General features: G+C 73.7%; 15 protein-coding genes and 1 pseudogene. 10 read left to right on the forward strand and 6 right to left on the reverse strand.

What is annotated here, in order from left to right; genetic code table 11:
* Positions 1-37: 37 nt before the first annotated feature.
* Positions 38-1,963, reverse strand: coding sequence for a hypothetical protein (locus tag ACFYXE_RS15315; protein ID WP_389312629.1), 1,926 nt, complete (start codon positions 1,961-1,963; stop codon positions 38-40).
* A gap of 190 nt (positions 1,964-2,153) precedes the next feature.
* On the opposite strand from ACFYXE_RS15315, the gene radA reads away from it, so the two are divergent.
* The gene (gene radA, locus ACFYXE_RS15320) at positions 2,154-3,563 is read left to right on the forward strand and encodes a DNA repair protein RadA (protein WP_361174996.1); all 1,410 of its coding nucleotides are present in this window, start codon (positions 2,154-2,156) and stop codon (positions 3,561-3,563) included.
* Between the two features lie 77 nt (positions 3,564-3,640).
* Positions 3,641-4,765, forward strand: coding sequence for a DNA integrity scanning diadenylate cyclase DisA (gene disA, locus ACFYXE_RS15325; RefSeq protein WP_361174993.1), 1,125 nt, complete (start codon positions 3,641-3,643; stop codon positions 4,763-4,765).
* 94 nt (positions 4,766-4,859) lie between these two features.
* Here the strand turns inward: disA and ACFYXE_RS15330 are convergent, their stop codons facing one another.
* Complete coding sequence (locus tag ACFYXE_RS15330; protein ID WP_361174990.1) at positions 4,860-5,690, reverse strand: hypothetical protein; 831 nt, start codon at positions 5,688-5,690, stop codon at positions 4,860-4,862.
* A 220-nt stretch (positions 5,691-5,910) separates the two neighbouring features.
* On the opposite strand from ACFYXE_RS15330, the pseudogene ACFYXE_RS15335 reads away from it, so the two are divergent.
* Positions 5,911-6,525 (forward strand): annotated as a pseudogene (locus tag ACFYXE_RS15335) (phosphatase PAP2 family protein); the annotation flags it as partial.
* Between the two features lie 574 nt (positions 6,526-7,099).
* Here the strand turns inward: ACFYXE_RS15335 and ACFYXE_RS15340 are convergent.
* Entirely contained in the window at positions 7,100-7,804 is a 705-nt protein-coding gene (locus ACFYXE_RS15340) for a response regulator (RefSeq protein ID WP_389312633.1), read from the reverse strand.
* Between the two features lie 26 nt (positions 7,805-7,830).
* On the reverse strand, positions 7,831-9,438 hold the full coding sequence (locus ACFYXE_RS15345) for a sensor histidine kinase (RefSeq protein ID WP_389312635.1): 1,608 nt from the start codon (positions 9,436-9,438) through the stop codon (positions 7,831-7,833).
* Positions 9,439-9,624: 186 nt separating this feature from the next.
* Here ACFYXE_RS15345 and ACFYXE_RS15350 point away from each other — a divergent pair, with 186 nt between their 5' ends.
* From ACFYXE_RS15350 to cseC, 5 genes are all read left to right on the forward strand, one after another.
* Entirely contained in the window at positions 9,625-10,560 is a 936-nt protein-coding gene (locus ACFYXE_RS15350) for an A/G-specific adenine glycosylase (RefSeq protein WP_389312637.1), read from the forward strand.
* A gap of 222 nt (positions 10,561-10,782) precedes the next feature.
* Entirely contained in the window at positions 10,783-11,322 is a 540-nt protein-coding gene (locus ACFYXE_RS15355; protein ID WP_055567865.1) for a SigE family RNA polymerase sigma factor, read from the forward strand.
* Positions 11,310-11,954 (forward strand): hypothetical protein, encoded by a 645-nt coding sequence (locus ACFYXE_RS15360; protein WP_389312639.1) that lies wholly within the window; start codon positions 11,310-11,312, stop codon positions 11,952-11,954. The genes ACFYXE_RS15355 and ACFYXE_RS15360 overlap by 13 nt, the downstream gene beginning before the upstream one ends.
* Before the next feature lie 60 nt (positions 11,955-12,014).
* Entirely contained in the window at positions 12,015-12,728 is a 714-nt protein-coding gene (cseB, locus tag ACFYXE_RS15365) for a two-component system response regulator CseB (RefSeq protein WP_389312641.1), read from the forward strand.
* 298 nt (positions 12,729-13,026) lie between these two features.
* Positions 13,027-14,346, forward strand: coding sequence for a two-component system sensor histidine kinase CseC (gene cseC / locus ACFYXE_RS15370; protein ID WP_361174981.1), 1,320 nt, complete (start codon positions 13,027-13,029; stop codon positions 14,344-14,346).
* A gap of 161 nt (positions 14,347-14,507) precedes the next feature.
* Here cseC and ACFYXE_RS15375 read toward each other — a convergent pair whose 3' ends face one another.
* A complete protein-coding gene (locus ACFYXE_RS15375; protein ID WP_389313625.1) occupies positions 14,508-16,169 on the reverse strand; it encodes an MDR family MFS transporter in 1,662 nt (553 codons plus the stop codon).
* 192 nt (positions 16,170-16,361) lie between these two features.
* Between ACFYXE_RS15375 and ACFYXE_RS15380 the strand changes: the two genes are divergently transcribed.
* Positions 16,362-16,955 (forward strand): TetR/AcrR family transcriptional regulator, encoded by a 594-nt coding sequence (locus ACFYXE_RS15380; protein ID WP_361174978.1) that lies wholly within the window; start codon positions 16,362-16,364, stop codon positions 16,953-16,955.
* Between the two features lie 67 nt (positions 16,956-17,022).
* On the opposite strand, the gene ACFYXE_RS15385 is transcribed toward ACFYXE_RS15380, so the two are convergent.
* Positions 17,023-17,676 (reverse strand): M23 family metallopeptidase, encoded by a 654-nt coding sequence (locus tag ACFYXE_RS15385; protein WP_361178290.1) that lies wholly within the window; start codon positions 17,674-17,676, stop codon positions 17,023-17,025.
* Between the two features lie 469 nt (positions 17,677-18,145).
* Here ACFYXE_RS15385 and ACFYXE_RS15390 point away from each other — a divergent pair, with 469 nt between their 5' ends.
* Positions 18,146-21,244 (forward strand): NACHT domain-containing protein, encoded by a 3,099-nt coding sequence (locus ACFYXE_RS15390; protein WP_389312644.1) that lies wholly within the window; start codon positions 18,146-18,148, stop codon positions 21,242-21,244.
* Positions 21,245-21,266 lie beyond the last annotated feature (22 nt).

The raw sequence follows: 21,266 nt of genomic DNA on the forward strand, positions 1-21,266 counted from the left end.
GCGTGGTGCGGAGGGCGGGTGGCGTGGAGGGCGGGCCTCAACTCGGGCTCGGTCCTCCGCTGCCGTCGCCCGGCGGCGGTGACGAGTCGCCCCCTCCCGGGTCCGTCGGCGTGGGCGTCGGGTCGGTCGGCGTGGGTGTCGGGTCCGGGTCGGTGGGGCCCGGGTCCGACGGGCCGGGGTCGGACGGGTCCGGGTCGGACGGACCGGGGTCGGAGGGGTGCGGGTGGGACGGGCCGGGGTCGGTGGGCCGCGGTCCCGGGCCCGGCGAGGTCGGCGGGCGGCCGTTCCCGTACCCGTCGATCGCGACGACCGCGCCGGACGGCGCGACGGCGATCCGCGCGCGCCAGTGCCCCGACGGCTCGTGGCGGGGGTCGACGTACACCCGGACGGTGATCGACTCCCCGGGCGCGAGCGTCCCCGACGTGCGGCTCAGATAGAGCCAGGGCGCGCCGCCGGACGCCGACCAGTGGACCGGTGAACCGCCGGACGCCGTCAGCGTGATGAGGGTCGTGCCGCCGCTGTGCCCGGCCTCGACGGTGAGGCGGCCGTGGCCGGTGGTCGCGCCGGACGGGGGCCCGCCGCCGCTGATGACCTCCACCGAGACGTCCGGCGAGCGGCTGCCCGCGGTGAAGCGCGGCTCGGGGCCCTTGCGGGCGTTGCCCGCGTTCTCGTAGCTGTCCGGGACCCGGTCGCTGCCCAGGCCGTCGGCGTCGTCGCTGGCGGTGACGGACCGGCCGTCGTGGCCCTCGCCGGTGAGCGGCGCCCCGCGGTAGGCGGCCCACAGGGCCAGCACCGGGGCGGCCACCACCGTGGCGACGACGGTGGTCGTCACGGCCCGGGCGCGCAGGCGGTCGCGGCGGGCCGCGTGGTCCTTGGGGTCCATCGGGAAACCGCGCCGGTCGTAGCGCGGGGCGCCGCCCCGTGCGCGGGGGGCGTGCGCCATCGCCCCGTGCAGGGCGGCCCGCGGGGCCTCGACGACGGGGAGCGTGGCGGGGCTGACGGCCGTGCCCGGCCAGGCGCCCGCGCCGGCCCGCTCGGCGGTGCGGCGGCAGCGCGGGCAGTCGTCGACGTGCCGGACCAGCTCGCCGCGCAGGGCGGTGCCGAGGAGGAGCTGGTTGTCGCCGGTCAGCCGGGCGACGATGGGGCAGCTCCCGGTCTCCACGACGGCGAGCGCGGCGCGGGTGCGCTCCACCTCGCAGGCGGCGGAGGCCAGCAGGGAGCGCGTACGTGTGAGATCGAGGCCGAGGACGGCGGCGACCTCGGCGGGGGCGAGCCGGTGGCGCACGGCCAGTTCCAGCGCCTCGCGCTGCTCGGGGGTGGTGCCGGCGGCCTCCGGCCAGGCGAGCTGGGCGAGTTCGCGGCGGTGGCGGCGCTCGGTGTCCTCGGGAGGGGCGGAGGCGTCGGACCCTGCGGACCCTTCGGACGCGTGGGACCCGTCAGGCCCGTCGGCCCCTTCGGACCGGCCGGACTCGGCGGGTTCGGCGTGCCCGCCGGGCTGCCCCGGCTGTCCGGCCTGTCCGGGCCGGCCGGAGTCGTGCGGGCGGGCGGCGGGTACGGCGGGGTCGGGCAGCGTGGGCGTGGCGGGGGCCGCGGGGTGGTCGGCGGCGGGCTTTCCCGCGGCGTGCGCGTGCCGTCCCTCGCGGCTGCGCTTGGCCGCGGCGAGGCGGCGCAGGCAGACCCAGCGGGCCAGGGCGTAGAGCCAGGGCTTGAGCTCGCCCGCGGCCTCGGGCGCGCGGGCGCCGCGCCGCTCGGCGAGATGGAGCACGTCCCCGAGGGCCGCCGTCGCCGCGTCGTGGTCGCAGAGGACGGACAGGCAGTACGTGAACAGGCCGTCCAGACACGGTTCGTAGCGCGCGGGCGGGGCGCTCCGGGGCGCCGGGCGGGCTGCCACGCGCTTGCGTGCGTCACGGTGCGCCCGGTGTGCGCCGGTTGCGTTCACGGGAGTTTCCGGCCTGCTGCTCATCACCCGTGCGAAGTTAGGCGGGCGGCGCGGGGGCCCTCCTCCCTCTTGAGCCAATTTAATCCTTACGGGTGAACAGATCCCTCAAAAGGGGACAGGAATGTCAGATTCCGTGGCCTGGGCCCTCACGCGGGGCGAGCGCCCGGACCCGGCGCCGACGGCGATGTCAGTGGGCTCCGCTACGGTTCCGACCATGGCTGCCCGTACGAAATCCGCCAAGGACCGGCCGTCCTACCGCTGCACCGAGTGCGGCTGGCAGACGGCCAAGTGGCTCGGCCGCTGCCCCGAGTGCCAGGCCTGGGGGACGGTCGAGGAGTACGGCGCGCCCGCGGTCCGCACCACCGCCCCCGGCCGCGTCACCTCCTCCGCCGTCCCGATCGGCCAGGTCGACGGCCGGTCGGCCACCGCCCGTTCCACCGGCGTGCCCGAGCTGGACCGCGTGCTGGGCGGCGGCCTGGTCCCCGGCGCCGTCGTGCTACTCGCGGGCGAGCCCGGCGTCGGCAAGTCCACCCTGCTCCTGGACGTCGCCGCGAAGGCGGCGAGCGACGAGCACCGCACCCTCTATGTCACCGGCGAGGAGTCGGCGAGCCAGGTCCGGCTGCGCGCCGACCGGATCGGTGCGATCGACGACCACCTCTTCCTCGCCGCCGAGACCGACCTCGCCGCCGTCCTCGGCCACTTGGACGCGGTCAAGCCCTCCCTCCTGATCCTCGACTCGGTGCAGACGGTCGCCTCGCCCGAGATCGACGGGGCGCCCGGCGGCATGGCCCAGGTCCGCGAGGTCGCCGGCGCGCTCATCCGCGCCTCCAAGGAGCGCGGCATGTCCACGCTCCTGGTGGGCCACGTCACCAAGGACGGCGCCATCGCGGGCCCCCGCCTCCTGGAGCATCTGGTCGACGTGGTCCTGCAGTTCGAGGGCGACCGGCACGCGCGCCTGCGCCTGGTCCGCGGCGTCAAGAACCGGTACGGGACGACGGACGAGGTCGGCTGCTTCGAGCTGCACGACGAGGGCATCACCGGCCTCGCCGACCCCAGCGGCCTCTTCCTCACCCGGCGCGCCGAGCCGGTGCCCGGCACCTGCCTGACCGTGACCCTGGAGGGCCGCCGCCCCCTGGTCGCCGAGGTCCAGGCGCTCACCGTCGACTCGCAGATCCCCAGCCCCCGCCGCACCACCTCCGGCCTGGAGACCTCCCGCGTCTCGATGATGCTGGCCGTCCTCGAGCAGCGCGGCCGGATCACCGCCCTCGGCAAGCGCGACATCTACAGCGCGACGGTCGGCGGCGTGAAGCTCTCCGAGCCCGCCGCGGACCTCGCCGTCGCCCTCGCGCTGGCCAGCGCGGCGAGCGACACCCCGCTGCCGAAGAATCTCGTCGCGATCGGGGAAGTGGGCCTGGCGGGCGAGGTCAGACGGGTCACCGGGGTCCAACGCAGACTGGCCGAGGCGCACCGGCTCGGCTTCACCCACGCCCTCGTACCGGCCGATCCGGGCCGGGTCCCCGCCGGTATGAAGGTCATCGAAGTCGCCGACATGGGGGACGCCCTGCGTGTCCTTCCCAGGTCTCGTCGCCGAGAGGCCCCACGGGAGGACGAAGAGCGCCGGTAGACTTTGCCCTGGTCTCGCCCATCCGTACGAAGCCGGTGCCGGCAGAGGCTTGGACAACCTGCGACCGAGGGAGTGCAGTGGCAGCCAACGACCGGGCAGCGAACCCCGGCAAGCCCGGCGGGAGCTCCGGTGCCGATGGGCTGATGCGCGCCTCCCTGAGCGCTGTCGCGCCCGGCCAGGCGCTGCGCGACGGCCTGGAGCGCATCCTGCGCGGCAACACCGGCGGACTGATCGTCCTCGGCTGGGACAAGACCGTCGAATCGATGTGTACCGGCGGCTTCATCCTGGACGTCGAGTTCACGGCGACGCGCCTGCGCGAGCTGTGCAAGCTCGACGGCGGCATCGTCCTCGACAAGGACATCACCAAGATCCTGCGCGCGGGCGTGCAGCTGGTGCCGGACCCGACGATCCCCACGGAGGAGACGGGCACCCGGCACCGCACCGCGGACCGGGTGAGCAAGCAGGTCGGCTTCCCCGTGGTCTCGGTGTCCCAGTCGATGCGCCTGATCGCGCTCTACGTGGACGGCCAGCGCCGCGTCCTGGAGGACTCCGCCGCGATCCTCTCCCGCGCGAACCAGGCGCTCGCCACCCTGGAGCGGTACAAGCTCCGCCTCGACGAGGTCGCGGGCACGCTCTCCGCGCTGGAGATCGAGGACCTGGTGACCGTGCGGGACGTCACCGCCGTCGCCCAGCGCCTGGAGATGGTGCGCCGCATCGCCACGGAGATCGCCGAGTACGTGGTCGAGCTCGGTACGGACGGGCGCCTGCTCGCCCTCCAGCTGGACGAGTTGATCGCGGGCGTGGAGCCCGAGCGCGAGCTGGTCGTCCGGGACTATGTGCCCGAGCCGACCGCCAAGCGCTCCCGGACGGTGGACGAGGCGCTGGCCGAGCTGGACTCGCTCACCCACGCCGAGCTCCTCGAACTCCCCACGGTGGCGCGCGCCCTCGGCTACACCGGCTCCCCCGAGGCCCTCGACTCCGCGGTGTCCCCGCGCGGCTTCCGGCTCCTGGCCAAGGTCCCCCGGCTGCCCGGCGCGATCATCGACCGGCTCGTCGAGCACTTCGGCGGTCTGCAGAAGCTGCTCGCCGCGAGCGTGGACGACCTGCAGGCCGTGGACGGCGTCGGCGAGGCGCGGGCGCGCAGCGTGCGCGAGGGACTCTCGCGCCTGGCCGAGTCCTCGATCCTCGAGCGGTACGTCTAGCCTTCGGCGGCCCGGCACCCGGGCTCGGGCTCGGGTGCCGGGCCGGGGTCCGGCCCGGTGCCGGTCGGACCCGTCTCCGGGGCGGGCGCTGCGGTCAGTCCTTCTCCAGGACGAAGGACGCGCGGGCCGTCCCCAGGCCGGGGGCCTTCGCCTCGACCAGGTAGGTGCCCGGGGCCGCCGTGCCCGCGGAGGGCGTCGCGCACTGCGGGGCGCTGGCCCGCCGGTCCCACTGCACCGCGTGCGTGACGCGCCCCTCGGCGGGCACGCGCAGCAGCAGGCTCGCGCCGCCGCCCGGGCAGTCGGCCGACGACCAGAACTCGTCGTCGTCCTCGGCCTGAGTGATCGTCAGCACGGTTCCCTTGCCGCCGAGATCGACCTTGCAGGCCTTGCCGCCGCCGTTCTCGGCGACCAGCTCGAACTTCGGCTTCTGGCCGATCTCGTAGCGGTTGCGCAGACTGCGGACCTTCAACTTCACGTCGCCGGACGTGCAGTTGGGCAGGCGCGTCCCGGCGGGCAGCCGGTCGCCCGAGCCGCCTCCGCCCTTGGCGCCGTCGTCGGAGCCGCCGCCCGCGGAGCCGCCCGAACCACCGGAACCCTCCGAGCCGCCGGAGCCGGACCCACCGGAGCCCGAGCCGCCGGAGCCGCCCGAACCGCCGGATCCGTCGCCCGAGCCGTCGTCCGACTCGTCCCGGCCGCCCGGGTGTTGGCTGATCGCGGGCCCGGAGCCGGAAGGGCCGGGAGTGATGGACGTGGCGGGTCCGTTGCCGCCGGGCCCGTCGGCGTTGTTGCCGTTGCCCCCGCCACCCGAGGTGACGATCCAGACGACGAGCAGCACCAGCAGCCCGAGTACGGACAGCAGAACGGCCCTCCGACGCCAGTAGATGGTGGAGGGAAGCGGCCCGACCGGATTGCGCAGAGATCCCACGCCCAAACCTTACGAGAGATCCGCTGCTTCTCCTGCCCCACATGCCGCCTTGACCGACAAAGTTTCCGGATCATCATCCCGGAACGGGTCGGGGCGCTCGTGGGACCCGCTCCGGACCGCCCCTGTCCGCCGTTCCCCGCCCCCCTGTCGATCGACAGGGGCTGTGACGGGACGATCGCCGGATGTGACGATTCGGCCCCACTCCGTACCGTCCGCAATCATGGACACCATGACCGACGACCTCTACCGCGACATCACCGGCTTCGCCCACGACACACCGTCGTGGTTCCAGCATCTCGCGGAGGTGTGGACGGAGCTCGGACTGCTCCTCTTCGGCGTGCTCTTCATCGTCGCCTGGTGGCGGGCCAGGAGCGGGGAACCCCGTGCCCTGGCGGTCGCGGTGCTCGCCCCGCTGGGGACCGCGGTCGCCTACGTGTGCAGCGAGTTGTTCAAGTCCGGGATCCAGGAGGAGCGGCCCTGCCGGGCGGTGACCGGCGCGCTGCGACCGCTCGTGGAGTGCCCGCCGCACGGCGACTGGTCCTTCCCCAGCAACCACTCCACGATCGCGGGCGCCGCCGCGGTGGGCCTCGCGCTGGCCTGGCCGCGCATCGCGGCGCTGACGGTGCCGATGGCCGTGCTCATGGCGTTCTCGCGGGTCTTCGTCGGCGTGCACTACCCGCACGACGTGGCGGTCGGTCTGCTCTTCGGCGCGGTGATCGTGTTCGTGCTCGTACGGCTCGCGACGCGTCCGGTGGCGCGGATCACACTGGCGATGCGGGGGTCGTCGACGGGCGTCGTGCAGTGGTTCGCGGGCCCGGGCCCGCGCGGCGCCGCGACCGCACCCGCCGCCTCCACCCCCGCGGCCGTCCCGGCTCCGGGCCAGGGGCAGCAGGCGTACGGCGGCCAGGGGCACGGCGGTCAGGGGCACGGCGGTCAGGAGTACGGGTACGGGCAGCAGGGCCGTGATCCGCAGGGGTACGCGCAGCACGACGGGTACCAGTCGCAGGGCTACGGCCACGACGCGAACGCGTACGCCTCGCCCGCGTACGCGGCCCCTCACGCGCAGGAGCCGAACCCGTACGGGCCCCGAGCCGCGTACGACCCGAACGGGTACGACGCCACCGCGCACCGGCCGGACGGGTACCAGCCGGGCGCGCAGGACCCGAACGCGTACGCCCCGGATGCGTACGCCCCCGACGGATACGGCTCCGACGAGTACGCCTCCCACGGGTACGACCCGAACGGCTATGTCCCGGACGGCAACGGCCAAGCCGGTCAGGACCCCTCGGCCGCGGGGCAGGACCCGGCGGCGTACGACCCGCCCACGATGCCGTTCCGCCGGGACGACCTGCCCCGGCACTGACGCCCGGTCAGCGGGGCGGTCCGCGGGGCGGTCCGCGGCACCGGGGTCAGTCGGTCCCCGGAACGAGCCCCGCCTCGTACGCGACGATCGCCGCCTGGACGCGGTTCCTGACGCCGAGCCGGTCCAGGACCGCGCTGACATACGCCTTGACCGTGCCCTCCACGAGGTGGAGCCGGGCCGCGATCTCCGGGTTGGACAGGCCCGCGCCGACCAGGCCGAGCACCTCGCGCTCGCGCGGGGTGAGCGCCCCCGCCCGGGCCCGGGCCTCGGCACCGCGGCCCAGGCGCCGGGCGCCGAGGCCGTCGATGACGTGCCGGGCGACCTTGGGCGAGAGGAAGGCGGCACCGCCCGCCACCGCCCGGACCCCCGCGATGAGTTCGTAGGGGTCGCCGGACTTCAGCAGGAAGCCGGTGGCGCCGCCGCTCAGCGCGCGGGCGACGTACGCGTCCTCGGAGAAGGTCGTCAGCATCGCGACCGCGGTCCCCGGCACGGTCCGGACGATCTCCTCGCCCGCCGCGAGACCGTCCAGGCGGGGCATGCGGATGTCCAGGAGCGCCACGTCGGGGCGGTGCGCCTGCGCCATCGCGACGGCCTCCCGCCCGTCCCCCGCCTCCGCGACGACCTCGATGCCCGGACCCGCACCGAGGATGGCGCGCACGCCCGCCCGGATCATGGCCTCGTCGTCGGCGAGGAGGACGCGGATGGTGGGGTTCGCAGGGTTCGTCCGGGCCGTCGTGTTCACCTTGGGCACCTCCCCTCCTCTTCATGGGTGTCTCTTCATGGGTGTCTCTTCACCGGTTTCTCTTCGCCGCCCGTCGGGATGACGGTCTTGTCCACCAGGCGGTCGCGCCCGCCGCCCTCCGTGCCGAAGCAGATCCTGAAGTGCGCCACGGCGGTGAAGAGTTCGGTGCTGGCGCGGTAGTACGCGCAGTCCGCCCCGTCCGGCGGCGGGGTCGGCGCGCGCTCCAGCGGCGGGTCGGAGACGGTCCGGTCCGGCAGTACGCGCTCGGCCTCGGCGCGCGGTTCGCCGACGCGCAGGCGGGCGTAGTCGGCGGGGTCCAGGGCCGCGTGCACGCGCGAGTACGCGTACCAGGCGAACGTCCCCCCGACGAGCAGCACACCCGTGGTGACGGCCGCGCCGAAGGCGAGGACCGTACGGCGCCGGGCGTACGCGAGGCGGGCGCCCGGCGGCGGGGGCGGTGCCGGGGTCGGGCCATGGACCGGGAGGCGGGCGGTGACGCGGAAGCCGGCACCGTGGGGGCCCGCGTCCAGCGTGCCGCCCAGGTCCGTGACGCGGGTGCGCAGGGCGCGCAGACCGGTGCCGTCCCGCCGGTCGGACGGAGCCGGATCGGCCGCTCGCGGGCCGGTGTTCGTGACGGTGACCGTCGTCGTGGCGCCGTCGTGCGCGACCGCGACGGTGACGTGGGCGCCCGGCGCGTGCCTGGCCGCGTTGGTCAGGGCCTCCTGGACGACGCGGTGGACGGTGCGGTCGGTCAACTCGCCGCGCGCCGGGTCACCCTGTCGTCCGTGACGGATTTCGTCGCCCGCGTACGTGACGCGCAGGCCCGACTCCGCGGCGCGGGCGACGAGTTCCGCGACGGTCTCGCCCGCCGGGGCCAACGGGGCCCGTTCGTCGCCCTCCTCGCGGAGCAGCCCGATGATCGTGTGCAGCCGGTCCGTGGCCTGCGAGGCGGCGGCGCGGAGCTCCGCGGCGGCCGCGCGGTGCGGATCCGGCAGGTCGGGGGCGACCTGGAGGGCACCCGCCCGCACGGCGATCAGGCTCAGCTCGTGCCCCAGGGAGTCGTGCATGTCCTGGGCGATGCGGGCCCGTTCGCGCAGCCGGGCCCGGTCGGCGACGATGCGCTGTTCGCGCTCCAGGTGGTCGGCGCGGGCCCAGCCCGCGGCGGCCAGTTCGCGGCCCTGGCGCCAGTAACGGCCCGCGAGCCACGGGAAGACCGCGCCGAACAGCAGCGTCCCCATGAGGACGAGCCACTCGACGGCCGGGTCGACGTCCCGCACGGCGATCTTCGCGGTGCCGGCGGCCGCGATGCCCGCGAAGGCGAGGAGGGCCGGGCGGGCGCGGTCCGCCCGGCGGCCGAGGAGCAGCGCGAAGACGGCGAGGGACGCGCCGTACGAGAGCGTCATGAGGGACGGGCCGGTGGCGAGGCCGAGCGCGGCGGCGGCCAGGAACGCGGGCAGGGGGTGGGCCCCGCGGACGGAGACGGCCGCGGCGAGGACCGCGAGTCCGGTCAGTCGGCGGGCCAGGGGCTGCGGTTCGTTCAGGCCCAGGCGGTCCACGGTCAGCACGGGGATCGCCAGGGCGGTCCACAGCAGTGCGGCGCGCGCCCGCCGCCGTGTCCCGGTGCTCCCCGCTCCCCCTGTCACGCCCCCGACGCTACGTCCCCGCCGCCCTGCTCCGCCCCTGCCGATCGTCAGGTCCTGGGCCCCGGTGCGGGGCTCCCCCGCCCGCCCGATCCCGTCGGGACACGCCGACCCCGCCCACCCCGCGCCGGGAAACCGCCCGGGCAATGGCCCGGACCCCGCCGCCCCCATGGCAGGATCGGAGGTGCCATGACTGCGCCCACGAAGCCCATGCCGAACAGCCCCGTCCCCGGGGACGTCCCCGAGCCCGCCGGCGAGGCCCTGCACAGCCCCGTCATCGCGTGGTTCGAGACCCATGCCCGTGACCTGCCGTGGCGTCGTGAGGACGCCGGGCCGTGGGGCGTGATGGTCAGCGAGTTCATGCTGCAGCAGACGCCGGTCAGCCGCGTCCTGCCCGTCTACGAACAGTGGCTCGCCCGCTGGCCGCGCCCCGCCGATCTCGCCAAGGAGGCGCCGGGCGAGGCCGTCCGCGCCTGGGGGCGGCTCGGCTATCCGCGCCGCGCCCTGCGGCTGCACGGCGCCGCCGTCGCCATAACGGAACGGCACGGCGGCGACGTACCCGCGCAGCACGCCCAGTTGCTCGCGCTGCCCGGCATCGGGGAGTACACCGCGGCGGCCGTGGCGTCGTTCGCGTACGGGCAGCGGCACGCCGTGCTCGACACGAACGTGCGCCGGGTCTTCGCGCGGGCGGTGACCGGCGTGCAGTACCCGCCGAACGCGACGACCGCCGCCGAGCGCAAGCTCGCCCGCGCCCTGCTGCCCGAGGACGAGGCCACCGCCGCGCGCTGGGCGGCCGCCTCGATGGAGCTGGGCGCCCTGGTCTGCACCGCCAAGAACGAGAACTGCGCGCAGTGCCCGATCGCCGGGCAGTGCGCGTGGCGTGCGGCGGGCAAGCCCGCGCACGAGGGTCCGGCCCGCCGCGGGCAGACGTACGCGGGGACGGACCGTCAGGTGCGGGGCAAGCTGCTCGCGGTGCTGCGCGACGCCGTGGCGCCCGTGCCGCAGGCGGTGCTCGACCGGGTGTGGGACGAGCCGGTGCAGCGGGCCCGGGCGCTGGACGGTCTGGTCGCGGACGGCCTGGTCGAACCGCTCCCGGACGGCCTGTACCGCCTGCCCCTGACCTGATCCCGGGCGCAGCGGCCTTGGACCCGACGGCAAAGACGCCGCGGGCCCTGCCGAACACAGGTATTTATCCGAGTCCTACGTCTGTTACACAACCTACGCACAGCCGTGCGTCCGCCGCTGGCTGCTCCGCACAACCTCGTGACAACGCCTCCGTAGCTTCATACCTGTACCGCACAGCAGGGACGGCGGTCGGCAATGGGGACGGAACGGAGGCGGTTTGGTATGGCGCACGGCGAGGTGCTCGAGTTCGAAGAGTACGTCCGCACTCGGCAGGATGCTCTGCTGCGCAGTGCCCGGCGCCTGGTCCCGGACCCCGTGGACGCCCAGGACCTGCTGCAGACGGCGCTCGTGCGCACGTACGGCCGCTGGGACGGCATAGCCGACAAGCGGCTCGCCGACGCCTACCTGCGCCGCGTCATGATCAACACGCGGACGGAGTGGTGGCGGGCCCGCAAGCTGGAGGAAGTGCCCACCGAGCAGCTGCCCGACGCGAGCGTGGAAGACTCCACCGAGCAGCACGCGGACCGCGCGCTGCTGATGGACATCATGAAGGTGCTCGCACCCAAGCAGCGCAGCGTCGTCGTGCTGCGACACTGGGAGCAGATGTCCACGGAGGAGACGGCCGCCGCCCTCGGCATGTCGGCCGGAACGGTCAAGAGCACGCTGCACCGGGCGCTGGCCCGGCTCCGTCAGGAGCTGGAGAGCCGCGACCTGGACGCCCGCGCGCTCGAACGTGAGGAGCGGGAGAGTTGCGCGGCCTAGGCCCCCGGGCCGGACACGGTGTCAAGGCGGTGAGCACGGCGGTGGCCGGGTTCGCCGCCGTCGGCCTTTTGCTCTCCGCCTGTTCGACGGGCGGTTCCGGCGCGCGCGACGAGGGGCCGGCCAGCAGCGAGCCCGTGGTGTCGGCGGCCCCGTCCGCGTCCCCCTCCGCCTCCCTGCCGACGAAGAAGATCGACGCGGTGCGGCTCGTCAAGGACGACCCGAAGGTCAGTCCGGCGATCAAGCGTGATCTGAAGCCGTGCGTGGGGAAGGCGTACCCCGTCGACGTGTCGTACGGGAACCTGACCGGCGGATCGGCCACCGACGTCGTGGTGAACGTGCTGACCTGCGGCGACGCGGTGGGTATCGGCAGCTACGTCTATCGCGCCCAGGGCGATAAGTACGAGAATGTCTTCAAGGCCGAGGAGCCCGCCTCCGTCTACGCCGAGATCGACCGGGGCGACCTGGTCGTGACGAAGCAGCTGTACGAGAAGGGCGACTCGGTGGCGTATCCCTCCGGCGAGGAAGTGATCACGTACCGCTGGACGGCGAACCACTTCACCGAGTCGGGGCGTACCCGCAACGACTTCGGCAACGCGGTGGGCGACGAGCCCACCGAGCCGTCCGCCGACTGACCGACCGCACGCAGCCACGCACGCAGCACCGACGCACCGAAGAAGGACTGAGAGCATCCGATGGCAGAGCAGACCCACGTCCTGTTCGTCGAGGACGACGACGTCATCCGCGAGGCCACCCAGCTCGCCCTGGAGCGTGACGGCTTCGCCGTGACCGCGATGCCGGACGGCCTCGCGGGCCTGGAGGCGTTCCGCGCCGACCGGCCGGACATCGCCCTGCTCGACGTGATGGTGCCCGGTCTGGACGGTGTGTCGCTGTGCCGCCGCATCCGGGACGAGTCGACGGTCCCGGTGATCATGCTGTCGGCGCGCGCCGACTCCATCGACGTCGTGCTCGGCCTGGAGGCGGGCGCCGACGACTACGTGACCAAGCCGTTCGACGGCGCGGTCCTGGTCGCCCGCATCCGCGCGGTCCTGCGCCGCTTCGGCCACGCGGGCGGCCACGGCGGCGCCGCCGCGGGCGCGGAGGACGACTCCGCGGCGGACGGCGGCGTACTGCACTTCGGTGACCTGGAGATCGACACGGTCGGCATGGAGGTGCACCGGGGCGGGGCGCCGGTGGCGCTGACGCCGACCGAGATGCGGCTGCTCCTGGAGTTCTCGTCCGCGCCCGGCACGGTCCTCTCCCGCGACAAGCTCCTGGAGCGGGTGTGGGACTACGGCTGGGGCGGCGACACCCGCGTCGTCGACGTCCACGTGCAGCGGCTGCGGACGAAGGTGGGGCAGGACCGCATCGAGACGGTCCGCGGCTTCGGCTACAAGCTCAAGGCGTGAGCGGCCAGGTGGACGGCGGGAGGCGCGTCGGGCGCCGCCGGTCGCGGGGGACACGCAGGTCCCCCGTGACGCACGGGACGCATGGGACACGCAGGACGCACGGCACACACGGGACGCACGGCACACACCGGGCAGCAGTCAGGGGACGGCACGTATGAACGGGGGGCGCAGTGCGGTCGAACGCGTCCGCGCGATGTTCCGTTCCGGAAGCTCCGGAAGTTCCGGGAGCTCAGGAGGTTCCGGGAGCTCAGGAGGTTCCGGAGGTTCCGGGCGCTACGGATCGCGGCCGCGCGCCGGCATGCGGCTGCGTACCGGCGTGCGCTGGAAGATCGCCGCGGCGATCGCCCTGGTCGGCGCGCTGGTCGCGATCGCCCTGAGCCTGGTCGTGCACAACGCCGCGCGGGTCTCCATGCTCGACAACGCCCGCGACGTGCAGGACGAGCGCATCCAGTTCGCGCTGCGCCTGTACTCCTCCGCCTCCCAGCGGCAGACGCTGCAGTTCGGCACGAAGGTCGACGATCCGGAGCTGCCGCAGGAGCTGCGGCAGAAGGTCCTCAAGGGCCGGCGCGCCACCTTCGTCGAGGAGAAGCCCGACGGCGTGCCCGACATCTGGGCCGCCGTGCCGCTCGCCGACGGACACGTCCTGTCGCTGCACTCCCGGTTCACCGACCGCAGCGCCACCGTCATGAAGGACCTCGACCAGGCCCTGGTCATCGGCTCCATCGCGGTCGTCTTCGGCGGCTGCGCGCTCGGCGTGCTGATCGGCGGGCAGCTGTCGCGGCGGCTGCGCAAGGCGGCGACGGCGGCCGGCGAGGTCGCCCAGGGGCAGACGGACGTGAGCGTGCGCGAGGCGATCGGCGGGGTCGTCAAGGACGAGACCGACGACGTGGCCAGCGCCGTGGACGCCATGGCCGACGCCCTCAAGCAGCGCCTGGAGGCCGAGCGCCGGGTGACCGCGGACATCGCGCACGAGCTGCGCACGCCGGTCACCGGACTGCTCACCGCGGCCGAACTGCTGCCGCCCGGCCGCCCGACCGAGCTGGTCAGGGACCGCGCGCAGGCGATGCGTACGCTCGTCGAGGACGTCCTGGAAGTGGCGCGCCTCGACTCCGCGGCCGAGCGGGCCGAGCTGCAGGACATCACGCTCGGCGAGTTCGTGTCCCGGCGCATGAACGCGCTGACCACCGACGTGACCGTGACCGTCGTGCACGAGTCGGAGGTCACCACCGACCCGCGCCGCCTGGAGCGCATCCTCGGCAACCTCGTCGCCAACGCCACCAAGCACGGCAAGCCGCCCATCGAGGTGAGCGTCGAGGGCCGGGTGGTCCGGGTCCGCGACCACGGCCCCGGCTTCCCCGAGGCGCTCCTGGACGAGGGGCCGAGCCGGTTCCGCACCGGCAGCACGGACCGGGCGGGCCACGGGCACGGGCTCGGGCTGACCATCGCGGCGGGCCAGGCCCGGGTGCTGGGCGCACGGCTCACCTTCCGCAACGTCCGCCCGGCGGGCGCGGCGCCCGACGAGCCCGCCGAGGGCGCGGTCGCCGTCCTGTGGCTCCCCGAGCACGCACCGACCAACACCGGCAGCTACCCCGTCCTGCAGCTGCCGGACCTGCTCTGACCCCTGTCTCTCGCGGGGCGGCGCCCCCGTATCGAGCCCCCCCCGGGTAACAGGAGACACTCCCGTACCAAGAGACCCGTACGAAGAGACCCGTACCAAGAGAACGGCCCCCGGCGCTCGATGCGCCGGGGGCCGTCGTCCGCCGAGGCGGGGCGGTGGGATCAGACGTGCTCCGCGACCGTCTTCCCGGCCGCCCGCGCGGAGTCCCCTTCCGCGTTCCCGGCAGGCTGGTCACCGGCAGGCCGGTCACCGGCGGGCTCGCCGCCCGCCGGCTTCTCCGCCGCGGCCGAGCCGCGCAGCGGGATCTCCTTCACGAAGAAGGAGGCGAGCAGGGCCACGACGCTGATGGCCGCGCCGAGCAGGAAGGCCGAGTGCGTACCGGCCGACACCGCGTGCTGGTAGGCGTCGGAGATCGCCACGGGCAGCTCCTTCAGGCTGGCCGCGTCCAGCTGCGCCGACGACTCGGTGACCTTGCCGCCCAGCGACCCGGCGCGCTCGGCCATCACGTCCTGGACACGGTGGTTGAAGAGCGCACCCATGATCGCGACGCCGAAGGACGAGCCGAGGGTGCGGAAGAGCGTGGCGGAGGACGAGGCGACGCCCATGTCCTTCATCTCGACGCTGTTCTGCGCGACCAGCATGGTGATCTGCATCAGGAAGCCCATGCCGGCGCCGAGCACGGCCATGTAGAGGCCGGAGGTCAGGCGCGAGGTCTCGGTGTCCATCTGCGCCAGCAGGAAGAACCCGGTGACCATCAGGATCGTGCCGATGATCGGGAACATCCGGTACTTGCCGGTGGCGGTGGTGAACCGGCCCGCGACCATCGAGACGGCCATCATCGACAGCAGCATCGGGAGCAGCAGCAGACCGGAGTTGGTCGCGGACGCGCCCTGCACCGACTGCTGGTAGAGCGGCAGGAAGAGCATCGCGCCGAACATCACGAAGCCGGTGATGAAGCCGATGACGGCCATCAGCGAGAAGTTGCGGTTGGCGAAGATGTGCAGCGGCAGGATCGGCTCCGCGGCCTTCTTCTGTACGAAGAGGAAGCCGACGAGCGAGGCCACGCCGATGCCGATGAGCTCCATGATCACGGCCGAGCCCCAGGCGTACTCCGAGCCGCCCCAGGTGGTGACGAGCACGAGCGCGCTGATGCCGATGGTGAGCAGCGCCGCGCCGAGGTAGTCGATGCGCCCCTCGGCCTTCTTCTTGGGCAGGTGCAGCACGGTGGTGACCATGGCGAGGGCGACGGCGCCCAGCGGCAGGTTGATGTAGAAGGCCCAGCGCCAGCCGAGGTGGTCGGTGATGGAACCGCCGACGAGCGGGCCGCCGATCATCGCGATCGCCATGACGCCGGTCATCATGCCCATGTACTTGCCGCGGTCCCGCGGCGGCACGAGGTCACCGATGATCGCCATGACGCCGACCATCAGACCGCCCGCGCCCAGTCCCTGGATGGCGCGGAAGCCGATGAGCTGGCCCATGTCCTGCGCCATGCCGCTGAGCACGGAGCCGGCCAGGAAGATCACGATGGCGGTCAGGAAGGAGCCCTTCCGCCCGTACATGTCGCCGAGCTTGCCCCAGATGGGGGTGGAGGCCGCGGTGGCCAGGGTGTAGGCGGTGACGACCCACGACAGGTGCTCCATGCCGCCCAGGTCGCCGACGATCGTCGGCATCGCGGGGCCCACGATCATGTTGTCGAGCATCGCGAGCAGCATCGTGATCATCAGGGCCATGAGCACGACGCGCACGCTGCGCGGCTGCGGCTCGGCCTTGCCGGACCCGGCGCCGTCCTGCCGCCCGGCCGCTCCCCCGGCTTTCTCCATGGATATCTCCGACATGTTCCCCACTCCCCGTGCCTTCCGCACCGCGTACCTTCCGCAGCCCCGGCGTTTCTCGGGGCCCCCGGGTGCTTACTTGCCGCCCGGCTAGTTGACTACACTGGGGAAGGTAGACCCCTAACTAGCCGGGCGTCAAGTAAGTAGAATCGAAGTTCAGTGGAGTCGAGGAGCACCCCGATGGGCACGGGCACAGGAACGGGCAAGCAGCAGCGCCGCGGGAACACCCGTCAGCGCATCCAGGACGTCGCCCTCGAACTCTTCGCCGAGCAGGGGTACGAGAAGACCTCGCTCCGTGAGATCTCCGAGCGGCTGGACGTCACGAAGGCGGCGCTGTACTACCACTTCAAGACGAAGGAAGACATCCTCACCAGCATCTTCGACGACCTGACCAGGCCGATCGACGAGCTCATCGCGTGGGGGAACGCGCAGCCGCGGCCGGTCTCCCTGGAGGTCAAGCAGCAGACCCTGACGCGCTACAGCGAGACGCTCGTCGACGCCGCGCCGCTCTTCCGCTTCATGCAGGAGAACCAGGCGACGATGCGCGACCTGAAGACGGGCGAGAGCTTCAAGGACCGGATGCTCGGCCTCTACGACATCCTCAAGGACCCGGACGCGCCGATGCCGGACCAGGTGCGCTGCTTCAGCGCGCTGTTCACCATGCACGGCGGGATGTTCGTGCTCAAGGACGCCGAAGGCGACCCCGAGGAGAAGCGCAAGGCCATCCTGGAGGTCGCCATCGATCTGGTGACGCGGGCGCACACGGGCGCCTAGGGGGCGGTCGGGCCCCGGCGGCGGGGCCCGGAACCGGGTCGGAGCCGGCCGGAACCGGGTCGGACCGTCAGACCGTCAGGCCCTCCGAGCGGAGGAAGGCGACCGGGTCGACGGCCGAGCCGTAGTCGGCGGTCTTGCGGATCTCGAAGTGCAGGTGCGGACCGCTGGAGTTGCCGGTGTTGCCGGACAGCGCGATGCGCTGGCCGGTGCCGACGCTCTGGCCCACCCGGACGTCGATCTGCGAGAGGTGCGCGTACTGCGAGAACGTGCCGTCGCCGTGCTTCACGACGATCGCGTTGCCGTACGCGGGGCCGTCACCGGCGCCGTTGGGGCCGGCCTTGACGACGGTGCCGCCGTGCACGGCGCCGACCGGGGTGCCGACCGGCACGGCGAAGTCCTGGCCGGAGTGCTTGTGCGCCCACATGCTGCCGCCGAGCCCGAAGGTCGCGGAGAGCGTGTAGTGGCTGACCGGGTGGACCCAGGCGGCGGCCTTCGCGGCGGCCGCGCGCTGCACGTCGGCGGCCTTCTTCGCCTGGGCCGTGGCCTGCGCCTGCACGGAGTTCACGGCGACGCCGGGCAGCGCACCGCCCTGGGCGTCCGCCGCGGCGACCGAGACCCCGGCCCCGAGGACCGCCGACGCCCCGATGCCCGCGGCGACCACGGCGGCCCGCGTGCGGAACAGCGACGGGGCGGGACGGCGGGACGTGGTGCGCTTCGACATGAGGATGTCCTCCGGAGTGACGACTGAGGGGGGCATGAACGTGCATGACGCGACCCGGCAGGGCCGCGTTCGTCACGCGGTCGCCGGGTCGGCCATCCCTTGGTAACCCCCACCCCGGCCGGCGCCCAAAACGCCCATCTACTACCCAAAGCCGTAGCCGGGCGCCGCCATTTAGCCCGCTTGACACCCCCAAATCCGGACAATTACCCCTCAGTCCGGTAACGGACTTTCCTCCTGCGGAGAGGGTTTAGCCCCACGTCGCAGGGCCGCCCGGGACCCACGCGCACCGGCACCCCGACCGCACCGGCCGGACGCGCCACAGGTCCCGGAGGTTGCGGGACGAAGGTCCCGGCCGTGGATCATCCGTTGTCCACTATGCCGCCTAGTAACGGACAAAAGACCTGTGCGCCATGTCACCGCCACCCGAGATCCACCCCGCCCCCGATGTGACGGCCACTACGCTCGCGCCATGGATCCCGCGGTCATGGGCACCCGCCTCGCGTCGAGCGCCGTCGCACCCCTGATCAAGAAACTCTTCACCCCCGAAAACCCGGGCGCGGGCCTGCTGGACAAGCCCGTCCGGCTCTCCTCGCTGGTGTCGTTCAAGGGGGAGAAGCGCACCCTCGGCCGCCCGGACGTCCACCGCCTGGCCCACCGCCTCGTGACCGCCTCCCTCGCCTCCCCCGGCGAACCCCCCTTCCCCCGGGACGAGACCGAGGCGGTCACCGACGCCCTGACCCGCGCCCTCCTCTCCCTCGGCGACCTGGAGATGGACGACGTCCAGGCGGTCCGGCTCGGCCACCAGAAGCTGGCCCGCACCCTGGTCCACGGCGCGTCGGCCACCGGGCTCTCCGCGGACGCCGCCTTCTACCTCGACTCCGTCATCGAGTGGGCGTGCCTGCACATCCTGCAGTTCTTCACGCAGCGCTCCACGTTCGTCGCAGCGACGCTGGTGGCCCAGTCCCGCGGCCAGGACGAGCTCATCGCCAAGGTGGACGAACTGATCGCCCGCGAGCCGGCGGCCGGTGCGCGGGACCTCGCCTTCGAGCGGCGCTGGCTCGCGCACGTCGCGAAGAAGCACGGCAAGCTGACGATCTTCGGGATCGACCTGTCGGGCTCCCCGGCCAAGTGGCCGCTGGACGCGGCCTACATGTCACTGGAGGCGGAACCGCCCGGGCGCGTGGAGACGGTCCGCTACCCGGCGGGGGCCGAACACCGCACGGAGGAGGTGGAGGTCGTCGAGTCCACGCCCCCGCTCCCCGCGGACCAGGCCCTCGCCACCCACGACCGGGTCCTGCTGCGGGGCGAGGCGGGCTCCGGCAAGACGACCCTCGTGCAGTGGCTCGCGGTCGGCGCGGCCCACCGGGACGCGACACCCGACGGCCGCACGGCCTACCTGCACGACCGCGTCCCCTTCGTCCTGCCCCTGCGCGCCCTGACCCGCCACGGCGAGCGGCTGCCCGCCCCGAAGGACTTCCTGTCCTCGGTGGGCTCCCCGCTCGCCGGTACGCAGCCCGCCGGATGGGAGAACCGGGTCCTCGACGCGGGCCGCGCCCTCGTCCTGGTCGACGGCATCGACGAGATCCCCGGCACCGAGCGCGCCCGCACCCGCGACTGGCTCACCGACCTCGTCGACGCCTTCCCCGGCAACCGCTGGCTGGTGACGTCCCGCCCGTCGGCCGTACGCGAGGACTGGCTGGCGGAGGAGGGGTTCACCGAGCTGACGCTCTCCCCGATGGGGGCGGCGGACGTGACGGCGTTCATCGGGCGCTGGCACGGCGCCGCGACCACGGGCGTGCCCGAGGAGGACGCGGCGCTCGCCTCGTACGAGGAGCAGCTCCTGACGGCGGTCAGGTCCAAGCCCGACCTCGGGCGGCTCGCCACCAACCCCCTCATGTGCGGGCTGATCTGCGCCCTCCACCGGGACCGGCGGGGCTTTTTGCCGCTGGGCCGCAAGGACCTCTACACCGCGGCTCTGTCCATGCTGCTGCACCGCCGGGACCGCGAGCGGCACATGGCCGTGCCCGAGCTGCGCGAGGAACCGCAACTCCAGTTGCTGCAGCGGCTCGCCTACTGGCTGATCCGCAACGGCCGGACCGTCATGGACCGTTCCCGGGTGGAGACGATCATCGCCGAGGTGCTCCCTTCGGTCCCCGAGCTGGCCGCGCTCGGGGGCGCCCCCGCGGTCTACGACCACTTCCTCCTCCGCAGCGGCCTGCTGCGCGAACCCGGCCCGGCCACCGTCGAGTTCGTCCACCGCACCTTCCAGGACTTCCTGGGCGCGCGGGCGGCGGTCGACGAGGGCGACTTCGGCATGCTCGCCCGGCACGCGGCGGACGACCAGTGGGAGGACGTCATCCGCATGGCGGTGGCCCAGGCGCGGCCGCGTGAACGGGCCGAGATCCTCGGCGACCTGCTCACGCACGGGGACCGTCACCCGCAGGAGCGGGCCCGCCGGCGGATCCACCTGCTGGCGGCCGCCTGCCTGGAGCACGCGGCGGAGCTGGCGCCGACGGTGCGGCAGGAGGTGGAGCGGCGCACGGAGGCCTTGATTCCGCCGCGGAGCCCGGAGGACGCCCGGGCACTGGCGAAGGTGGGGGCCATGGTGCTCGACCTGCTCCCCGGCCCGGACGGCCTGTCCGACGAAGAGGCCCGGCAGGTGGCCATCACCGCGACGCACGTGGAATCGGACGCGGCGATCCCCTTCCTCGCCCGGTTCGCCCGGCACAGCGGGATCGCCGTCCGCAGCCAGCTGGTGTGGGGGTGGCACCGCCACGCGTGCCGCCCCTACGCGGAACAGGTCATCGCCCGGCTCGACGGGCACGACATCCACTTCACCCTCCGCACCGACGAACAGGTGGCCGAGCTCGAACGACTCGGCCTGCGCCCGCGGAGACTCGACATCAGACCGGGGGTCGGCCCCGCTGCCGCGTCCCGCTTCCTTACCACCTGCAGGCCCGGCTTCCTGCTGCTCAACCGGTTCCCGCCGGGCCGGCTCACCGCCGAGGCGCTGGCCGCCCTGAGCGGCCTGGACGGGCTGAGCGTCTTCGGCGCGCAGGAACCGTGGAGCCTGGCGCCGTTCCCCGCCGAGGCCCCCCTGACGTTCCTCGGCCTGGTGGACTCCCGGGGCTCGCTGACCGACCTGCCCCTCCTGGCCCGATGGCCCGGGCTGGCGAGGGTGAGCTTCAGCCACGACGATCCGCTGACCGCGGCGGACTGGAAGGTGTTCGCGACCCTGCCGGGCCTCACCGCCCTGCACCTGCCCGCCCGCTCCCTCATGATCGTCCCGCCGGGGCTGGCCCTGCCCGGCCTGCTCGACCTGCAGCTGACTCCCGACGCATCCTGGGCCGACGCGGCCCTCCGCCTGGCCACGGTCGCGCCCGGCCTCAAGCGCCTGTTCCTGCAGAACCGCCCCGAGGACAGCCCGGGCCGGCACGCCACCCTCGACGTATCCGCCCTCGCCCACCACCCGAGCCTGACGGACCTGCAGGTCCCCGCCACGGCCACCGGTCTCGGCACGCTGCCCGCTCGTATCGACGTGGAGGTCTACGGCCCCCTCGCCGAATGACCCGGCCCAACACCCCATGCCG

This window comes from Streptomyces sp. NPDC002564, assembly GCF_042889645.1.
Classification (GTDB): Bacteria; Actinomycetota; Actinomycetes; order Streptomycetales; family Streptomycetaceae; genus Streptomyces.